16 protein-coding genes are annotated in these 17,952 nt (G+C 40.8%); 15 read left to right on the top strand and 1 reads right to left on the bottom strand.

The genetic code is table 11. The annotated features are described in order from the left end of the window. The first annotated feature begins 28 nt into the window (after positions 1–28). The 4 genes from ABFX33_RS07940 to ABFX33_RS07925 all read left to right on the top strand — a co-directional run bounded on the left by ABFX33_RS07940 (position 29) and on the right by ABFX33_RS07925 (position 3,004). Entirely contained in the window at positions 29–412 is a 384-nt protein-coding gene (locus tag ABFX33_RS07940; RefSeq protein WP_167457247.1) for a DUF4783 domain-containing protein, read from the top strand. Positions 413–488: 76 nt separating this feature from the next. Then, positions 489–1,346 (top strand): carboxylating nicotinate-nucleotide diphosphorylase, encoded by an 858-nt coding sequence (nadC, locus tag ABFX33_RS07935; RefSeq protein ID WP_346085369.1) that lies wholly within the window; start codon positions 489–491, stop codon positions 1,344–1,346. Positions 1,347–1,362: 16 nt separating this feature from the next. After that, complete coding sequence (plsY, locus tag ABFX33_RS07930) at positions 1,363–2,013, top strand: glycerol-3-phosphate 1-O-acyltransferase PlsY (protein ID WP_259183333.1); 651 nt, start codon at positions 1,363–1,365, stop codon at positions 2,011–2,013. Positions 2,014–2,173: 160 nt separating this feature from the next. Further along, complete coding sequence (locus ABFX33_RS07925; RefSeq protein ID WP_244211718.1) at positions 2,174–3,004, top strand: M48 family metallopeptidase; 831 nt, start codon at positions 2,174–2,176, stop codon at positions 3,002–3,004. Positions 3,005–3,070: 66 nt separating this feature from the next. On the opposite strand, the gene ABFX33_RS07920 is transcribed toward ABFX33_RS07925, so the two are convergent. Then, the gene (locus tag ABFX33_RS07920; RefSeq protein ID WP_346085368.1) at positions 3,071–3,547 is read right to left on the bottom strand and encodes a hypothetical protein; all 477 of its coding nucleotides are present in this window, start codon (positions 3,545–3,547) and stop codon (positions 3,071–3,073) included. Positions 3,548–4,018: 471 nt separating this feature from the next. Here ABFX33_RS07920 and ABFX33_RS07915 point away from each other — a divergent pair, with 471 nt between their 5' ends. From ABFX33_RS07915 to ABFX33_RS07865, 11 genes are all read left to right on the top strand, one after another. Further along, positions 4,019–7,453, top strand: a complete 3,435-nt coding sequence (locus tag ABFX33_RS07915; protein WP_346085366.1) for a TonB-dependent receptor — start codon at positions 4,019–4,021, stop codon at positions 7,451–7,453. A gap of 122 nt (positions 7,454–7,575) precedes the next feature. Further along, the gene (locus ABFX33_RS07910) at positions 7,576–8,172 is read left to right on the top strand and encodes a hypothetical protein (protein WP_257087924.1); all 597 of its coding nucleotides are present in this window, start codon (positions 7,576–7,578) and stop codon (positions 8,170–8,172) included. Positions 8,173–8,933: 761 nt separating this feature from the next. Beyond that, positions 8,934–9,659 (top strand): 5-oxoprolinase subunit PxpB, encoded by a 726-nt coding sequence (gene pxpB / locus ABFX33_RS07905; protein WP_346085363.1) that lies wholly within the window; start codon positions 8,934–8,936, stop codon positions 9,657–9,659. Further along, positions 9,649–10,605 (top strand): 5-oxoprolinase subunit C family protein, encoded by a 957-nt coding sequence (locus ABFX33_RS07900; RefSeq protein ID WP_346085361.1) that lies wholly within the window; start codon positions 9,649–9,651, stop codon positions 10,603–10,605. Before pxpB ends, ABFX33_RS07900 begins: the two co-directional genes overlap by 11 nt. Next, positions 10,598–11,356, top strand: a complete 759-nt coding sequence (locus ABFX33_RS07895) for a LamB/YcsF family protein (RefSeq protein WP_346085360.1) — start codon at positions 10,598–10,600, stop codon at positions 11,354–11,356. Before ABFX33_RS07900 ends, ABFX33_RS07895 begins: the two co-directional genes overlap by 8 nt. After that, positions 11,353–12,522 carry an NRAMP family divalent metal transporter gene (locus tag ABFX33_RS07890; RefSeq protein WP_346085358.1) on the top strand — a complete coding sequence of 390 codons (1,170 nt, stop codon included), beginning with the start codon at positions 11,353–11,355 and terminating at the stop codon, positions 12,520–12,522. The genes ABFX33_RS07895 and ABFX33_RS07890 overlap by 4 nt, the downstream gene beginning before the upstream one ends. Before the next feature lie 237 nt (positions 12,523–12,759). Beyond that, complete coding sequence (locus ABFX33_RS07885; protein ID WP_346085356.1) at positions 12,760–13,899, top strand: acyltransferase family protein; 1,140 nt, start codon at positions 12,760–12,762, stop codon at positions 13,897–13,899. Between the two features lie 151 nt (positions 13,900–14,050). Continuing rightward, on the top strand, positions 14,051–14,833 hold the full coding sequence (locus tag ABFX33_RS07880; RefSeq protein WP_346085354.1) for an NIPSNAP family protein: 783 nt from the start codon (positions 14,051–14,053) through the stop codon (positions 14,831–14,833). Between the two features lie 123 nt (positions 14,834–14,956). Beyond that, complete coding sequence (locus ABFX33_RS07875) at positions 14,957–15,991, top strand: sensor histidine kinase (protein WP_346085352.1); 1,035 nt, start codon at positions 14,957–14,959, stop codon at positions 15,989–15,991. Continuing rightward, positions 15,988–16,701, top strand: a complete 714-nt coding sequence (locus ABFX33_RS07870) for a LytR/AlgR family response regulator transcription factor (protein WP_346085351.1) — start codon at positions 15,988–15,990, stop codon at positions 16,699–16,701. The genes ABFX33_RS07875 and ABFX33_RS07870 overlap by 4 nt, the downstream gene beginning before the upstream one ends. 111 nt (positions 16,702–16,812) lie before the next feature. Then, entirely contained in the window at positions 16,813–17,949 is a 1,137-nt protein-coding gene (locus ABFX33_RS07865; protein WP_346085350.1) for a glycoside hydrolase family 88/105 protein, read from the top strand. The last annotated feature ends 3 nt before the right edge of the window (positions 17,950–17,952 follow it).

Here is a 17,952-nt window from a genome sequence, read left to right as displayed (position 1 = left end):
TATACACACTAACGCCTCAGGGCATCTTTTGAAAGATTTAAACTATTCATCACAGCCTGTTGTACGGGAAGGAGAGGAGTCTTTGGGAAGTATTTCCGAAGAACTTAAAACGTATTTAAGGGAAGGGAATGCCAAGAATATCGCGAAGTATTTTGGTTCCAATCTGACCTTGTCCCTATTGGGAGAAAATGGTGTGTATACCAAATATCAATCCGAGATTATGTTGGGCACATTTTTTAACCAACATAAACCCAAGACCGTTAAACTGACCCAAGCGAGTAATGCAAACAATGGTTATCAATATTTCACCTTTTCATTAGCGACAGAACAAGCCAATTACCGGGTATTTATCAAGATAAGTGCGGGATCCAATAGTCAGACAATAGAAGAACTTCGGATCGATAAAAGTTAGGTCAGACGCTATTTTTTTATCATTCTATTTTTCGATTAAAAAATTATTCCACATCTTAGCCCAATAAATTGTATTTATGGAGAAGGAAATCAAGGATTATTTGGCGCAGTTTGTAAAACAATCAGTCGCGGAAGATCTCGGAGATGGTGATCATACCTCTTTATCCACGATAGAGGTGGGGGCACAAGGAGAGGCAAAACTGATTGTTAAGGACGACGGTATTTTGGCAGGCGTAGCGGTTGCGCAAGCGATCATGAGTTACATCGATGAAACCTTGATCTGTGAGGTATTTATTCCTGATGGAAGCCAGGTAAAAGTTGGTGATATCGCGTTTTATGTTCGCGGAAATATCCAGAGTATTCTACTGGCAGAGCGTTTGGTATTGAATGTGATGCAACGTATGAGTGGTATAGCGACGACAACCCAAAAATATGTGGAGCTGTTGAAAGGTACGGATACGCAGGTATTGGATACCCGTAAGACAACACCTTTACTTCGGGTATTGGAGAAAGAAGCGGTCAAAATAGGTGGCGGTACCAACCACCGGTTTGGATTATTCGATATGATTCTGATCAAAGATAATCATGTGGATTATAGCGGTGGGATTGTATCGGCGTTGACACGCGCAAATGACTATCGAAAGAAATTAAATAAACCAATTGAAATAGAAATAGAGGTCCGAAATTTTGCGGAACTTGACGAAGTTCTTAACTTTGGCGAAGTGGACCGAATCATGTTGGATAATTTTTCACCTGCGGATGTGGCTAAAGCTGTTAAAATTATCGATCATCGATTTAAGACAGAAGCTTCTGGGGGAATAACATTTGAAACTATTCGGGCCTATGCAGAGGCTGGAGTAGACTATATCTCGGTGGGTGCTTTGACACATAGTGTCAAGAGCTTAGATCTTAGTCTGAAAGCCAAATTATTATAAGAACTGATTTAATTTAATGATATCGATTTATTTAGTAATTGCAGTATTACTAGCTTATTTGTTTGGTTCTATACCTACAGCAGTTTGGTTGGGTCAGGCATTTTATGGCGTAGATGTTCGTGAGTATGGGAGTGGTAATGCTGGAGCGACTAACACCTTTCGCGTATTAGGACCGCGTGCCGGCTCCATCGTGATGTTTGTAGATATATTCAAGGGTTGGACAGCAACGAATCTCGCCTATCTGATTGAGTTGGGCCAAAATACCAGTGATGTTCAGTTTGTTAATTTTCAGTTGGCCTTGGGAGTGATTGCGGTAATAGGTCACCTATTCCCTGTATTTGCGGGCTTCCGGGGAGGAAAAGGGGTAGCGACATTGTGTGGGATGATTTTGGCGATACATACACCGGCAGCTTTAGTTTGTGTATCCGTATTTATCATTATCCTATTGACGACACATTACGTGTCCCTAAGTTCAATTTCGGCCGGTTTTGCTTTTCCATTTAGCTTGGCATTTATTTTTAAGACTACCATTCCTTCGGTTTTGCTTTATGGCATCGCCATCTGTACCCTGCTATTAATTACCCATCAAAAGAATATTGAGCGCCTGCTAAAAGGACATGAATCCAAGATTTATCTATTCAAGAAAAAAAACAAGGCAAAAGAATAGGCACAATAATTGCATCCTAAAAAAAGTATTTAAGAGATTATTATGAAATAGCTGCGCTGGAAAAAACAGAGAACCTGCCAAATCTAGCCCGAACATTCCATACAACATTAAAAACGAGACTGGGCCTATGAGCTCATGAATGCAATTGAAACAAACACAGATGAATAATAAGATACATATGAAAAGCATGTTTAAATATTCGGCTATCGTAATGGCCTGTGTGGCACTGGCATCGGGGTTGTCAGGTTGTGCTACTTCAGCTGTTACTGGAAAAAAATATTTGAAACTGGTCAGTGCTGACCAGGTCAACCAACAGGCTGCACTGGCTTACAAAGATTTCTTGTCAAAAAATAATACAAAAGTTATTACCGGTACGGCTGATGCGGCAATGGTAAAACGTGTGGGTAACCGTTTGGCAACAGCTGTCAATCAATACTTGCAGAGCAAAGGCATCGCCAATAAATATAATTTCAATTGGGAATTTAACCTGGTGAAAAGTGATGATGTAAATGCCTGGTGTATGCCTGGTGGAAAAGTGGCTGTGTATACAGGGATACTTCAAGTAACGCGTACCGAGGCTGGTATGGCGACAGTAATGGGACACGAAATTGCCCACGCTATTGAAGAGCACTCCGTAGCACAGGCGTCCAACCAAATGGCTTTACAAATGGGCGGTCAGATTCTGGGCTCAGCAGCAGGAATGACTGGAAGCAGTTCCCTTGGAATTTTTAACAATCTGTATGGTTTGGGGGGAAGCTTGGCTCAGTTAAAGTTCTCACGCAGTGATGAATCTTCTGCAGATCAGGCAGGATTAATTATCATGGCATTGGCCGGTTACGATCCGAATGAAGCTATTGGATTTTGGAAGCGCATGGCAGCGGGCAGTCAAAAAGGACAACCAGAGTTCTTGAGCACTCACCCAAGCGATGCGAGACGTATTGCCGATATTGAGAAGCAGATTCCGAATGCAATGCGGTATTACAAAAAGTAAAAACGTAATTTAACTATAATAAAAAGGGAGCATTTGCTCCCTTTTTTGTTTCAGTTGTATATTACGCTACACGCCAGCGATTGCGTCGGAGATACCTAATATAATGCCTACGACAAGTCCCAGGAAATTAAATCCGATGGTGATGATGGCTATGATCCCGATGAATTTATAATGTTTCTTTAAAGCTTCGAGACAGAGCTCAAGTTGGATGCTATCGCGGTTTTCGATAGCTTTTTTTGCTTTGGATCCAAAATTATAGAGGAAATAGATCGGGAGGCAGGAGAAAGCCATCATCAGCAGGTAAAGTATACCAAAGGTTGATATTGTGCTGGCGGATATATATTCACCTTGATCTAGAGATAGAGCACTTGCCCCGAACATCAGGCTAATCATGGTTATGGCCGATAACCCAATAAGTATAAAACAGAGAATAGCCAAAAAAATAGCCCATTTAGCTGCTGAAGCTAAGAAAGAAAGCCCTGCTGGAGACAACTTAATGTCTGCGGGTTCCTGAAAAGAAGAATTTTGAATACCGACTTCCATGAAAAAAGTGAATTATAAAGGTGTGCGAATTTCTAAAAAGTTCTCCGTTTTTAAAAACAGATTTTTAAAGAAACCAGTTCGAACGGACAATAGTTTATAGTTTTTAAATAAATACAAGGCACAGTAGCGCAATTGCTACAAAAAAACGAGTTGATTAATAAAATTCTCGGTTGAAAGAAAGTTAATGAATTTTTTTAAAAAAGCTCAAGTTGGGAATGGAAGAATGTTGTTACAAATAAATCGGAGCGATTGACTGTGGAAAACTATTTTATATAGACTTGGTTCTTTGGAAATGGTGGTTTAAAAGGTGTTATAACGTTTTTTTTCTTTAAAAATTATATAGGAAGATAAGAATTTCTTCCTGTATAGTATGAAGTGTATGTGCTGTAGTGTGTTAAGTTTATATTAAGTCCTTTGTTATTTGAAATCTCTTAGTAATTTTGCTTAACATTTTTTAACAAATCACATTATATGAAAAGATCTTTACTCTTTTTTGCACTTGTTATGGCTAGTTATGGTGCTGTACAAGCTCAGGTTACTACAAGTAGTATGACTGGTATAGTAACGCAAACGAGTGGAAGTACTACACAGGGCGCAACAATTAAAGCTATTCACGTACCTTCAGGAACAGTTTATTCCGGTTCTGCTAATGCCGCAGGGAGGTTTAACTTGGCAAACATGCGTGTTGGCGGTCCTTACAAAATTGAAGTTACATATGTTGGTCAACAGCCAGTGACTTACGATGACATTTATCTTCAATTGGGGCAGCCATTTGTTTTAAATCCTGTGTTTGGAGAAAATGCAACTACTTTACAAGAAGTAACCGTAACAGGTCAGGTGAGACGAACTCAAAAGACGGGAGCATCGACGAGTATTGGCCAAAAGCAATTGCAGGAATTGCCTCAAGTAGAGCGTAGTATAACAGAGTTTATGCGTTTGACACCTCAGGCTAATGGTAATTCATTTGCAGGAAGAGACGCAAGATATAATAACTTACAAATCGATGGGGCTAACTTTAATAATGGATTTGGTTTAAGTGGTGGGCCTATTCCAGGTGGAAACTCTCAGCCCATTTCATTAGATGCGATCGAAGCTATTTCGGTCAATATAGCTCCTTTCGACGTTACACAATCTGGTTTTACAGGAGCAGGTATTAATGCTGTTACCAAAAGCGGAACGAACAAAATAACTGGTACAGCATACTATTTTCTTCAAAACCAAAGCTTACAAGGAAGAAAGATTGATGATATAACATTAGATAAAGTTGATGCTGCAAAGAAGAATTTTGGTTTTAGCTTAGGTGGGCCAATAATTAAAGATAAATTATTCCTTTTTGTTAATGCTGAACGTGAGGAGGCGACAGGGGGGAATGCTTCTGGAGCAAATTTATGGAAAGCTTCTGAAGACGGAGTAGCTGATCCCGCTAATAATATTGCTAGAACAAAACGTTCGGATTTGGATGCTGTACGTAATCATTTAATTAATCAATGGGGCTACGATCCCGGTCGGTATGAAGGATATGCGAACGAAGCAAAGGAAGGTAGTACAAAATTCTTAGCAAGATTAGACTGGAATATTAATGAGGTTCATAAGTTTGCATTACGTTACAATCAAGTAGTTGGGAATTCCATGCAGGTTGCAAATGCAAACTCGGGACCAAGACCTAGAGCAGATTTTGATTCATATGCTCGTGTAGGTCAAAATTCCATCACTTTTGAAAATGGTAATTATGCATTTAAGAATGTGGTAAGATCAATCACAGCGGAATTGAATAGTAATTTTACTTCAAGATTAAGTAACCAATTTTTAGCAACATATACTAGGATTCAGGATACGAGAAGTACCCCAAGCGATCAATTATTCCCATTTGTGGATATTGGTGATGGAAGTCATCAGCAATTTTTGGATAATCCTGCTAATGCAGGTAAGCAGCCAGGTTTCTATAACAACTATATGAGTTTTGGTACAGAGTTATTCTCTTACAATAATGATGTTGTTAATAATAATTATTCGTTTATCAATAACTTAAATTTACAAGCTGATAAACATAATTTTACATTTGGTGCTGCTTTCGAAATTCAAAATTATGGTAATAGTTATACCCGAATGGGTACATCATACTACCGTTATAATTCAGTTGAGGATTTTCTTTCCACAGGTGGCCCTAATGAAAAAGCGCCAATTATGTTTGGTCTTACATATCCATATGAGGGGCAGGATACTTATTCCCGTGTAAATTTTGGGCTTGCATCTGTATATGCGCAAGACCGTTGGTCGGTATCGGATAACTTGACCTTGACTTATGGCTTGCGTGCAGAATTACCTATCTACATGAATAAGTTGACCGCTAATCCATCAATCGATGCATTACGTTTATTAGATGTGAATGGTATGCCTAAAAATTATGATTCTGGTTTATGGCCTAAATCGAAATTATTAGTATCTCCACGTTTAGGTTTTAATTATGACGTGTTTAAAGATCGCTCTTTAGTTTTACGAGGCGGAACAGGATTTTTCTCAGGACGTGTTCCATTTGTATGGTTAACTAATATGCCTACCAATGCAGGGGTATTGCAAAATGTTGTTGAACCTGGATCTTACAACGATGTCCAAGGATGGATCGGAAATGTTACATTTAATACAGATCCTTATTATCACTTAAATAATGTTCCTAAAGGAGCTGAAAATGTATTTATCAAAACGCCTAAAGATGGAGCTCCTAGTTCATTCGCTTTAGTCGACAGAGATTTCAAAATGCCAATGATATGGCGTACCAGCTTCGGCGCGGATTATCAAATTCCTAATACTCCGTTAGTTTTGACAGGAGATTTCTTATACACTAAAGATATAAATGCTGTATTCCAATTTGGAGCAAATCGAGTAACACCAAACACATTCTTAAATTATGGTTCATCGGGTGAAGTAGGTGATTATGGAGACAATAGAGTATTTTACCCTAAAGGTGTGCAAGCCTATAACTCTGCAATAGGAGCTAATAATGCAGTCGTATTGACTAATACTAATGTAAAAGGACACTCTATGAGTGCGACGTTAGGTGTGTCCGTTCCAAATTACAGAGGTTTTAGTGGAAGTTTATTTTACACCTATTCTGATTCCAAAGAAGTAACGGGTAATACTGGGTCAAATGCTAGCTCAGCATGGGGTGGCTCTGCTAATATCCACGGACCGAATGATCAATACTTATATCAGTCAGCATTTGCTGTTCCACACCGCTTGGTAGCAAATTTGAGCTATCGTTTTGAATATGCTAATCATTTATCGACTACTGTAGGTATTTATTATAATGGTTCTTCTCAAGGCAGATTCTCTTATACTTATGGAAACGACATTAATAATGATGGACAGAATGCTGATCTTATCTATTTGCCAAAAGAGATATCTTCATTGAAATTTCAAGAGTATTCAGTGAAATATGTGGATAATAATAAAGTCGAACATACCAAAACTTTTACAGAACAAGAACAACGAGCTGGTCTTGAAGCTTACATTAAAGAAAATGGGCTAGAATCGTATCGCGGAAAATACCTCCCTCGTAATGCTTTTTCTATGCCTTGGTTAAATCGTTTTGATGTACGTGTTCTTCAAGATTTATTCACTAATATTGGTTCACGCAAGCACAAATTACAATTAAGCGTAGACGTTATCAATTTTGGTAATTTATTGAATAAAAGTTGGGGTATCCAAAGTACCCTAACGCCAGCAAGACAATTTTTGAGTACTGCAGGAGCTGTACCAGCTGATGGTATTCCTACTTTCCGTATGCATGCGACAAATGATAGTTCAACGGGAGAAACTGGGCCATATTTATCAAAAACTCCATTCCGAAATGTAAGTGCTTTATCTACTACATGGAAGATGCAGGTTGGTGTAAGATATATATTTTAGTGTTTTAGACTACTATGATGTTTTTTATCCCTGTCGCAAGACAGGGATTTTTTTGTATATATTAGTGAAACAAAGTGTCCCATTTTTGTTCGATAAATTATGTGCTCAAAAAAAACTTAGTTATGAAAGCAAAATTTACGGAAGTCTTAAACGATACATTATCTTATTTTCTACTTGGAGATATTGAATTGCTGCACGATTACCAAGTGAAAAACGGTTTACCCAATGATCTTGCGACCGAATTTACAACAAAAGAAACAGGCGACTGGGTTGTCGAAGCGGGGATCATGATTCCTTTGTCACAGGTTGAAAATTTATCCTATACCATTATCTTTCTAACTGATGATGAAGCACCCGAACTATTGAAAGAGGGGAATGATCTTCAGATCCGGGAAGACGGATACATCTTGAACGTAGCGAACGGTAAGATCATGTTATTCACCTGGTGGATACTAAAAGATTTTACCGCAGAGAAAGTGAAAGAGCGGATCAAACACCAACATAAGTTTGGAAAACCTCAAGTTGAGCTGGAAAATGGTTGGTACAAGCTTAGTATACTTGCCGGACTCACACAGCAAGAAAGTTCTTTCAAAAATCAGGATGGAGAAACAATGTATATTACTGGGTTAGAACCTACGTTTGAATTTGTACTGACCAAATCAACTGCAAAAGATCAGTGTACTGCCGATATCTTTCGATCCTATAAAATAATGCAGTAGATTCTTTTGCTTCATATGTTTGAATAGCAATAGCTATACGGTGCTGCTTTAGACAAGAGGAGCGTTGGTTTTGCTCATGTAACACGGAAGATTGCTATATGGAGAAAACAGTCCGTAACAACCTGTTTTGTATAGGTAATTAGCTTGTGTTCAATAGAAAATAACAACTTTATCATTGAAATTCGAAACTTATTTTTCTTTCAGTTCCCGATTGATAGCTATAAATTTGTTCGAGACTTATTAATATATAGATTTGTCCAGGTTATCATGGACAATGATTTACTTTCTCTACCCTCCCAGGCAAAAAGAGTGATTAGAGGAAGTGTAAATGTCCCGTAATTGTCTTCGTGTTTTGCAAAATATACTGAGCGATTGCGGGCGCTTGCTTTATTCAATAGACTTTTTCGCAAACAATCCAGTTATATATAAGTCATCTATCTCCCTCATCATTTCCTGACATAAGATTCTATTCCAAAGCTGTTTTTTTTGCACATTTCCAGCGCTTTTTAAGTACGACCTAAATACAGATTTTACGTCACCGACCAACCCGATTGTCGGAAAAAGGTCGGCTTTCTCTGAAATATATTACGCAAATAGGGATTGTTAATCGGAAGCAATCGTGTTAATGTTGAATAATATCTGCCTAAAACTAGTCTGGGATTGAGGCAAATCTTGCGTTTTTCGTGAACTGATTTTTAAATTCTGTTGTTTGATTATCGTTTGGTATTTATAATCTTTGTATAGATTATAACATACAAATTATGGGAAGTTCCCACGAGCAGTCTTTAGGTATAGCCTTGCCAAATTCCATCCGGCATTATCCCATGGGAGATCAGGCGATCGTCCTTTTTTTTGGTGATTCGCTTTCCGAAGCTGTCAATACACAGGTTCGTAAGGTCGTGGCCTGTATCGAAAACTGGTCGCAGCCAGGCGTTATTGAGTATGTTCCGGCCTATACAACAATCACGATATACTATGATCCGCTGACGATTACCTATCAGGGACTATTAGCTGCGTTACAAACAATCGTACAAGATATATCTGATGATCCGAAATATCAGGCTGTAAAAAAGGAAATCCCCGTCTTTTACAATGGGGATGACCTCGCTTATGTAGCCCAATACAATGGGTTGACGGAAGAAGAAGTTATCCATATTCACAGTGCTCCGGAATACCGGGTATATATGATCGGTTTTGTTCCTGGATTTCCCTATTTGGGCGGTATGGACAGCAGGATCGCAACAGCAAGAAAAGAAGTACCCCGCTTGAAGATTGAGGCTGGAGCGGTGGGGATTGCGGGACAACAGACAGGAGTATACCCGATCGCGACCCCTGGAGGTTGGCAGATCATTGGGCATACGCCATTGCAGCTGTTTGACCTCAAACGTGAAAAACCCTCCTTGCTTGAAGTGGGGGATCTTGTGTGTTTTGTGCCAATCACTTATGATGAGTTTGTTCAACTAAAAGCAGCATCCTATGGGCATTAAGATCATCAGGGCGGGCATGTTGACTATGATACAGGACTTGGGACGCTATGGTCTACAGCGCTACGGTATGGCCGTTAGTGGGGCGATGGATAGCTATGCTTTACTGCTGGGCAACAGTATACTGGGAAATGAAGACAACGAAGCCGCAATAGAATGTACTATTATTGGTCCTACCATTTATTTCGAACAGGCACAGCTTATCGCTGTGACAGGGGCAGACCTGTCGCCCAAGGTTGATGGTCTGCCCTTACCAATGTGGAAACCTGTCTTGATTGAGGCTGGTTCACTGCTTTCTTTCGGGAGACCAAATTCGGGCAACCGGTCTTATATCTGTTTTCGGGGTGGACTTGATATCCCCGAAGTACTTGGCAGCAGATCAACTTATAGCAAGGGAGAAATAGGTGGCTGGCAAGGTCGGTCACTCAAAGAACAGGACCGGATTGCTTTCAACCATCCCTATGATAGTGGAGAAACCCAATTCTCCTGGAGCATTGACCCTGCGCTGTATCCAGACCTTTCTACTGGAGTCATCCGGGTGATGGACGGCCCACAGCGGGATGAGTTTGAAAGCAACTCACTGAAAAGCTTCTTTGCGGATGTGTTTACCATTAGCAAAAACTCGGATCGGATGGGATACCGCTTACAATCCAGACCGCTACAGCTCAAAGAACAAAGGGAACTTTTATCAACGGCGGTCACCTTTGGCAGTATACAGGTGCCACCGGATGGCAACGCAATTATTTTAATGGCTGACCATCCGACCACAGGCGGTTATCCCGTCATTGGCCAGGTTGCTACTGTAGACCTTCCGCTCCTGGCGCAAAAGAACCCATCGGATATTATCCGTTTTGAACGGGTCGACCTGGATGAGGCCCAAAATTTATTGAAACAGCGGCATCAACAATTAATTAAACTGAAAAGTGCAATCGCATTGAAATATGAATAAGCAACTGACTATAGATTTAAATTGCGATATGGGCGAGAGTTTTGGCGCTTGGACAATGGGCAATGATGAGGCTATCCTGCCTTATATTTCCGCTGTCAATATTGCCTGTGGTTTTCATGCCGGAGATCCTTCGACTATGATGAAAACCATTCAGCTGGCCCTGAAATATAATGTCAAAATAGGCGCCCATCCCGGTTTTCAGGATCTGGTAGGTTTTGGAAGACGGGAGGTTCAGACTACAGCTCGGGAAGTTTACGAACTGGTCGTCTATCAGATTGGTGCACTTGCAGCATGTGCCAAGGTGCAACAGACAGCATTACGACATGTGAAGCCGCATGGCGCCCTCTATAATATGGCGGCGCGCAAACCTGAATTGGCCGATGCCGTCGCAGCAGCGATCTACGCGATCGATCCAAACCTCATCCTATATGGTCTTTCGGGCAGCGAACTCATTAACGCCGGTCGGAATAAAGGCTTGAAGGTATATAGTGAGGTCTTTGCCGACCGCACTTACCAACAGGATGGCACATTGACAGCAAGGTCGGATAAAAATGCGCTTATTCATGATCCTGAGCAGGCCGCGGAACAGGTGCTGCGAATGATCAGAACAGGAAAAGTGACTTCCCTGCAAGGTAATGTGGTGGACATCCAAGCCGATACCATCTGCCTGCATGGTGATAGCCCAGAAGCAGTACAATTTGCCAAGACAATCAACCAAACGTTAAAAAACCACGATATACTGATCCGATGAAACAAAGAAATACTTCAGCACTTATTGGTGCGGCATTGTTGATGGCGACATCGGCTATCGGTCCGGGCTTCCTGACACAAACGACGGTTTTCACAAAATCGCTGGGCGCGAGCTTTGGATTCGTGATTCTGGTATCCATCCTAATTGATATCGGGGTTCAGTTAAATATCTGGCGTGTGATCGCGGTATCCGAAATGAGGGCACAGGATATCGCGAACAAACTGTTGCCCGGATTGGGTGGTTTTATCTCGCTACTGATTATCCTCGGCGGTTTGGCATTCAATATTGGCAATGTCGCTGGAGCGGGACTGGGGTTGGAAGCCCTCTTTGGTGTAAATGTCATGACCGGAGCCTGTATCTCGGCATTTATTGCTATCGCTGTTTTCCTAAACAAACAGATAGGCAAAGCCATGGATCGCTTTACCCAGCTCATGGGGGCGATCATGATTTTAGCATTTATCTATATCACATTGATATCTTCGCCGCCACTGGGTGAGGCTGTAATTCGGACAGTTGCCCCGTCAAAGATTGACTTTGTTTCGATCATAACATTGGTAGGGGGCACTGTCGGCGGATATATTACTTTTGCAGGTGGTCACCGCTTGATTGATGCTGGGGTAAAAGGATTTGATGCCTTACCGACCGTTAATAGAAGTGCCGTCATGGGGATATCTGTTGCTTCCCTAGTTAGGGTCTGTCTATTTTTGGCTGCCTTGGGTGTGCTGAGTCAGGGTTTGTTGATTGACGATGGTAATCCTACAGCCTCAGTTTTCCAGCTTGCGGCAGGCACTTTTGGCTATCGCCTGTTCGGGCTGGTCATGTTCGCAGCTTCGATTACCTCCATTATCGGTTCGGCTTATACTTCCGTTTCATTTATAAAAACATTCAATGCACGGATCGCAAAAAATGAAAATTGGATTATCATTGCTTTTATATTGATTTCCACCCTAATATTTGTTTTTGTTGGTAAGCCTGTCCATCTATTGATTATCGCTGGTGCAGTGAATGGTTTTATATTGCCGATCTCGTTGACCGTGATGTTGATAGCTGCCTACAAACCTGCTATTGTGGGCGTCTATAAACAACCGATCCTGCTGACATTGATTGGGGCAACGATCGTTGCGTTAATGGCGTTTATGAGCCTAAGGGTACTCATGGATCTGTAAGTCTTTCGAACGTCAGATCATAGTTTTCAGCATACAAGTGCCAATATCCTCAACTTTCCGTCGGGTATCCAATTTTGGAAAGAAAATCAGCTTGAAGCATTTGCAGGCGGGCTTTATCAAGGGAGACAGAAATCAAGTTGAAATTGTCGTTTGACACGTTAAATGAACTTTATATGTAAAATATTTTTATAACTTTCTGGTATCACGTATTTTAATTTGATCAATAATCCTTTTAAAATGATGACCGTCCAACGTTATTACCGCCCTGAATTAGATGTATTACGCTTTATTGCTTTCCTCTGTGTCTTTTTTGTACACCGCATGGATCTTGCTCCCTTTGATCCTGTTAAACAATACTGGCTCTATAACATTAATTTGGTAGGTAACTTCGGTGTTCCGGTCTTTTTTTTACTAAGCGCATTCTTGATTACGGAATTACTGACCCGAGAGCAGGAGCAGACTGGTCGGGTGCATCCAAAAGCTTTTTATATCCGACGTATACTGCGTATCTGGCCACTTTATTTTGTGGTATTCTTTGGTTGGGTATTGTTGACCCCATTTTTTTTTCCTGCGTTTGCGCTACCGCCACTGGCCTGGTGTTCTTTTAGTCTATTTGCAGGCAATATATACATCAATACGCATGGATGGTTGCCAGCTTATCCGCTCAATCCACTATGGAGTATATCTGTAGAAGAACAGTTTTATATCTTGATTCCCTTGTTGGCTGCCTATGGTGGTCGTCGTGGTCTGAAAATGGCAGCCTATCTGTTCCTCGCGCTGGCCTATATTTTTCTTATTTATTATGGGCTACACCCGACCAAAGAGTTTAACAGTGCCTGGACCAATAGTTTTGTGCAGTTTCAGTTTTTTGCCGTTGGCATATTACTGTCGTTATATTTCAAAGGTTGGATGCCTCAATGGTCGCTGGTCACACGTTTTCTGCTGATTGTCGCGACTCTGGGATGTTGGTTGCTGGCTTCTATTGCCTGTGGAATACATGCTGATGCCCCCCATCTTTCGAATGTGCCACAAACTGTAATTGGTTGGATGCTGATATTGCTTGGTAGCGTATTATTGTTTCTCAGTTTATTGGGGATGCCCGAACGCTATTTACCCAAACCTATGATCTATCTTGGCCGTATTTCCTATGGCCTCTATGTATTTCATATCTCTTTTTATTGGCTGATCTATAAAACATTTGCAACAGAACTGACAACTTTAAGCCAGTCTCTGGGGCTAGAAGAATGGCGGAATACGCTTGGCTTTGTGATCGCTTTTATCGCCACGGTACTGCTGTCTATGTTGTCCTATCATTTTTTTGAAAAACCATTTTTGAGACTGAAAAAGCGCTTTACCCTCGTTCCCTCTAGAGATTAATACGAACATTTTTAAGAAGCAAAGAAAATGCAATCCATGTTAGGAGTATAAATACAGGTAAATCATTTAAAATAAATATATTACAAAGAATAAATTAATTAACTTTAGAATATAACTTAGATGACTGTCAACCATTAAACTTAAATTAAATATGGAACGTAGAAAATTTCTCCAATCTTCACTGGCAATGACCGCCGGTATGGCTGTAGGTGTCGGCCCCGCGATGGCGGGGGAAGGGAATTCCACAAAAAAGGAATTGTATGAATGGCGCGAATATGAAATACGCTTTGGAGGAGATATCGACCAATTGGAACAATATTTTAAATCCGCACTGATACCTGCGCTCAATAAATATGGCATAAAAACAGTAGGTGTTTTTAAAGAATGGAAGAGAACTGATCCGGCCAAACTTTACTTGCTGATTCCCTATACGTCCTTCGAAAGCTATACCACTGTAAACGCAAAAATACTTGCAGATACCGATTATATTAAAAATAGTGAAGTCTATACTAATTTACCTGTTGACAAACAGGTATATAACCGATTTACCTCTTCCCTGATGTTGGCCTTCGAAGGCTGGCCTACGATGACTGTACCGGAAGGCAAGCCTCGGATCTTTGAATTAAGAAGCTATGAAGGTTATAGCGAAGGTGCTGTCAAAAGAAAAGTCAAAATGTTCCATGATGGGGAATTCCCGATTTTTGTACGGGCGAAATTAAAACCCGTGTTTTTTGGGGAAGTGATTGCAGGCGATAAGTTGCCACGTATTACTTATTTGCTCACCTGTGATAATATGGATGAGCATGAAAAAGGGTGGAAAGCTTTTATAGCTGATCCCGAATGGAAACGGTTAATATCGGATGCCCAGTATGCAAATACAATATCGAAAATCAGTAACGCGTTTCTGGTACCCACGTCTTACTCGCAAGTGTAATAGAGGCAGGCCCATTTTTAGCCGCTTGGACGGATTTTCAAGCGGCCTTATTGGCTATTTTGTTATTTTCATAAGAGATTAAAATAAATTTTCATCTTACTCATAAGATCACCGTAATATACCATGCGTATTCAAGCCTATCTGAACTGGTTTATAAACAAAAAATACACTTACTATTTTCTGTTTATTCTGATCCATATAGGTTTTATGCTGCTCAACAGGAAATTATATGCTGCGGATGACGACTGGGTGCCCTTTGTACCCATCTTTTTTGTCCATTTTTGCCTAATGGTCGCCATTACTTTGGTCAATGGCTTTTTATTGTTTCCTTGGTTTGAACGGACAAAAAGAGGATTTGCTTATCTCACGGCCGTGCTCTTTTCTATTCTCGTTTACGTAACGATCATTGTGCTGACAGAATATTATCAGCTTATCGAAAAACTTCCTCACTTTGCAACTACGGACTATAAGCAACTGGCCTGGAGTTCCTTTTTGGATGCATTATGGTTTGTCGTGGTCTCCTGCATGATCTCTATTACACAAACACGTTATGAAAAAGACCAGCAATTGAAGAATTTTCAGATCGCACAGCTGGACTCCGAACTGAACTACCTGCGATCACAGATCAATCCCCACTTTTTGTTTAATGGTCTGAATACGGTTTATGGACTTATCGATAGACATAATGGTACCGCCCGAGATGCATTGGTGCAGTTTGCAGACCTATTGCGGTATGGATTATATGAAGCTAATGCAGATACTGTCGATCTGGCAAAAGAAATTTCTTACCTGAAAAGCTATATGGAAATTCAGCAGATGCGAAAAAATGAACTGTCAACCGTGGAACTTACAGTCGACGTAACGGATGAGGGAAAACGGATTGTACCCTTATTATTCTTACCTTTTGTAGAGAATGCATTTAAGTTTAGTGGATATACAAATGAAAAGGAAAGCTTTGTCAAGATTTTACTCCGGCAGAAAGAAAATAAGCTTTTATTTGAATGTGAAAACTCGTATGGGCCCAGCGTACAGGAAACTGGTGGTATTGGATTGGAAAATGTCAGACGACGTTTGCAACTATTGTATCCTGCCGCCCATACATTACAGATCGAAAATGATGCTGCAATCTGGTCTGTTAAATTAAATATTATGATATGAATAAATTGAGTTGTATTATCGCGGATGATGAACCCATTGCAAGAAAAATATTGCGTGAATTTATAGAGGATATTCATTTTCTACAATTGGTAGGTGAATTTGAAAACACCAATCAACTTGATCAATGGCTTCAACAAAATAAAGCAGATATTCTATTCCTAGATATTGAAATGCCTCAAAAAACAGGAATTCAGTATTTACGGGAAATCAACCTCAGACCTGTCGTTATATTGACTACGGCATACCCCGAATATGCATTGGATGGCTACGAACTGGATGTGCTTGACTATTTACTTAAGCCAATCGCCTTTAAACGATTTTTGAAAGCAGTGCTGAAAGCCAAAGAATACCTGGAATCGGGTCGGACAGAAGTACCAGCACCTTCATTTCTATTTGTTCGTTGTGAAAAGAAGATCGAAAAGATAGATTTTGGGGATATACTCTTTATAGAATCTGCCGGAAATTATGTTTTCATCCATCTCCCTGAAAAGAAAATAATGGCCTATTTGACATTAAAAAGCATTGCTGAGCAGCTGCCCGCAGAGGAATTTATTCGCATACATCAGTCTTTTCTCGTTGCGCTAGCTAAAATTGATCGTATTGAAAATAATATGATCTGGGTACATAATAGACAGCTCCCGATTGGTAGAAGTCATCGGGAACCGCTAGCACAGTGTATCGAACGCTATATCCTGAAAAGGGGGAGTTAAATCTGTCGCAGCTTTCTAGTCAATATTTCCACCTAAATGGTCGAAAATTACCCCTCAAAAAAGTAGTTACTTAGCGATATTTGGTCTAATAACTAAATATAAACCCAGCTAATGATAACTATTGTGAGGTCAATACTCGCGGGTATTGCTGTGTCCTTGGCTCTATATGGTCAGGCACAAAACATAGATTTGAAAACCTGGCCCGAAAAGGCTAATCCCATAACCGTTGGGCGTTTGGTCGCACAGCGTTTTGTCGAAAGTCCACATAACAGCTTTAAACCACCAGCACCCCCAAGATCTATTACCTATCCCGAAGTATGTACCTGGTACGGGGCACTAAAGTTTGCCGACATCAGTAACGACAAGGTACTGCTTGAGCAACTTACCCAACGCTTTATGCCTCTTTTTGATACAGAGAAACATTTAGTCCCACGGCCTTGGCATGTGGATTTTGCGGTATTCGGAACCGTTCCCCTGGAACTTTATCAGCAGACACAAAACAAGACTTTTCGCGAAATGGGAATGCGCTTTGCCGATGCCCAATGGAGCCTCCCCATTGATTCGCCCCAAACCGTGAAAAATGCCTACCAAAAGCTTCTGGATAAGGGACTCACCTGGCAGACACGTTATTGGATAGACGATATGTATATGATCACCATGGTGCAGTCCAAGGCATTTCAGGTGACCAGAGAGCGTAAATACATCGACCGGGCCGCCCATGAAATGCTGGTCTATCTCGATACCATTCAAAAGGAAAACGGTTTATTCTATCATGCCCCGGATGCACCCTTCTTTTGGGGAAGGGGGAATGGCTGGATGGCCGCAGGGATGAGTGAGCTGCTTTCTTCCTTACCCATCGATAACGCCAATAGACCTGCGATATTAGCCTCTTACAAAAAAATGATGGCCAGCCTCAAAAAGTATCAACGTAAAGATGGTCTGTGGGGCCAACTAATCGATAAACCTGAATCCTGGGTGGAGACTTCGGGTTCAGCCATGTTTACCTACGCACTTATTACTGGCGTGAGAAACGGCTGGCTTGATGCCAAAGAATATACACCCATCGCACGCAAAGCTTGGTTAGCTCTCGTTGACTATATCAACGAACAAGGGGATATCTCCAATGTTTGCGAAGGAACGAATAGAAAAGATGACTATCAATATTACCTGGATCGAAAACAAAAGACAGGTGACATGCATGGGCAGGCACCGATACTCTGGTGTGTAAATGCTTTGTTGAAAAAATAACTT

Origin of the sequence: Sphingobacterium ginsenosidimutans (genome assembly GCF_039536865.1) — a bacterium.
Taxonomy (GTDB): Bacteria; Bacteroidota; Bacteroidia; order Sphingobacteriales; family Sphingobacteriaceae; genus Sphingobacterium; species Sphingobacterium detergens.
The sequence above is the reverse complement of the archived record's forward strand: the minus strand, read 5'-3'. Positions and strand labels throughout refer to the sequence as shown.

Coding starts and splice junctions, on each gene's coding strand:
- ABFX33_RS07870 (WP_346085351.1), top strand. CDS start 15,988: ATGAATAAATTGAGTTGTATTATCGCGGATGATGAACCCATTGCAAGA.
- plsY (WP_259183333.1), top strand. CDS start 1,363: ATGATATCGATTTATTTAGTAATTGCAGTATTACTAGCTTATTTGTTT.
- ABFX33_RS07885 (WP_346085356.1), top strand. CDS start 12,760: ATGATGACCGTCCAACGTTATTACCGCCCTGAATTAGATGTATTACGC.
- ABFX33_RS07895 (WP_346085360.1), top strand. CDS start 10,598: ATGAATAAGCAACTGACTATAGATTTAAATTGCGATATGGGCGAGAGT.
- pxpB (WP_346085363.1), top strand. CDS start 8,934: ATGGGAAGTTCCCACGAGCAGTCTTTAGGTATAGCCTTGCCAAATTCC.
- ABFX33_RS07890 (WP_346085358.1), top strand. CDS start 11,353: ATGAAACAAAGAAATACTTCAGCACTTATTGGTGCGGCATTGTTGATG.
- ABFX33_RS07880 (WP_346085354.1), top strand. CDS start 14,051: ATGGAACGTAGAAAATTTCTCCAATCTTCACTGGCAATGACCGCCGGT.
- nadC (WP_346085369.1), top strand. CDS start 489: ATGGAGAAGGAAATCAAGGATTATTTGGCGCAGTTTGTAAAACAATCA.
- ABFX33_RS07920 (WP_346085368.1), bottom strand. CDS start 3,547: ATGGAAGTCGGTATTCAAAATTCTTCTTTTCAGGAACCCGCAGACATT.
- ABFX33_RS07915 (WP_346085366.1), top strand. CDS start 4,019: ATGAAAAGATCTTTACTCTTTTTTGCACTTGTTATGGCTAGTTATGGT.
- ABFX33_RS07875 (WP_346085352.1), top strand. CDS start 14,957: ATGCGTATTCAAGCCTATCTGAACTGGTTTATAAACAAAAAATACACT.
- ABFX33_RS07925 (WP_244211718.1), top strand. CDS start 2,174: ATGAATAATAAGATACATATGAAAAGCATGTTTAAATATTCGGCTATC.
- ABFX33_RS07910 (WP_257087924.1), top strand. CDS start 7,576: ATGAAAGCAAAATTTACGGAAGTCTTAAACGATACATTATCTTATTTT.
- ABFX33_RS07865 (WP_346085350.1), top strand. CDS start 16,813: ATGATAACTATTGTGAGGTCAATACTCGCGGGTATTGCTGTGTCCTTG.
- ABFX33_RS07900 (WP_346085361.1), top strand. CDS start 9,649: ATGGGCATTAAGATCATCAGGGCGGGCATGTTGACTATGATACAGGAC.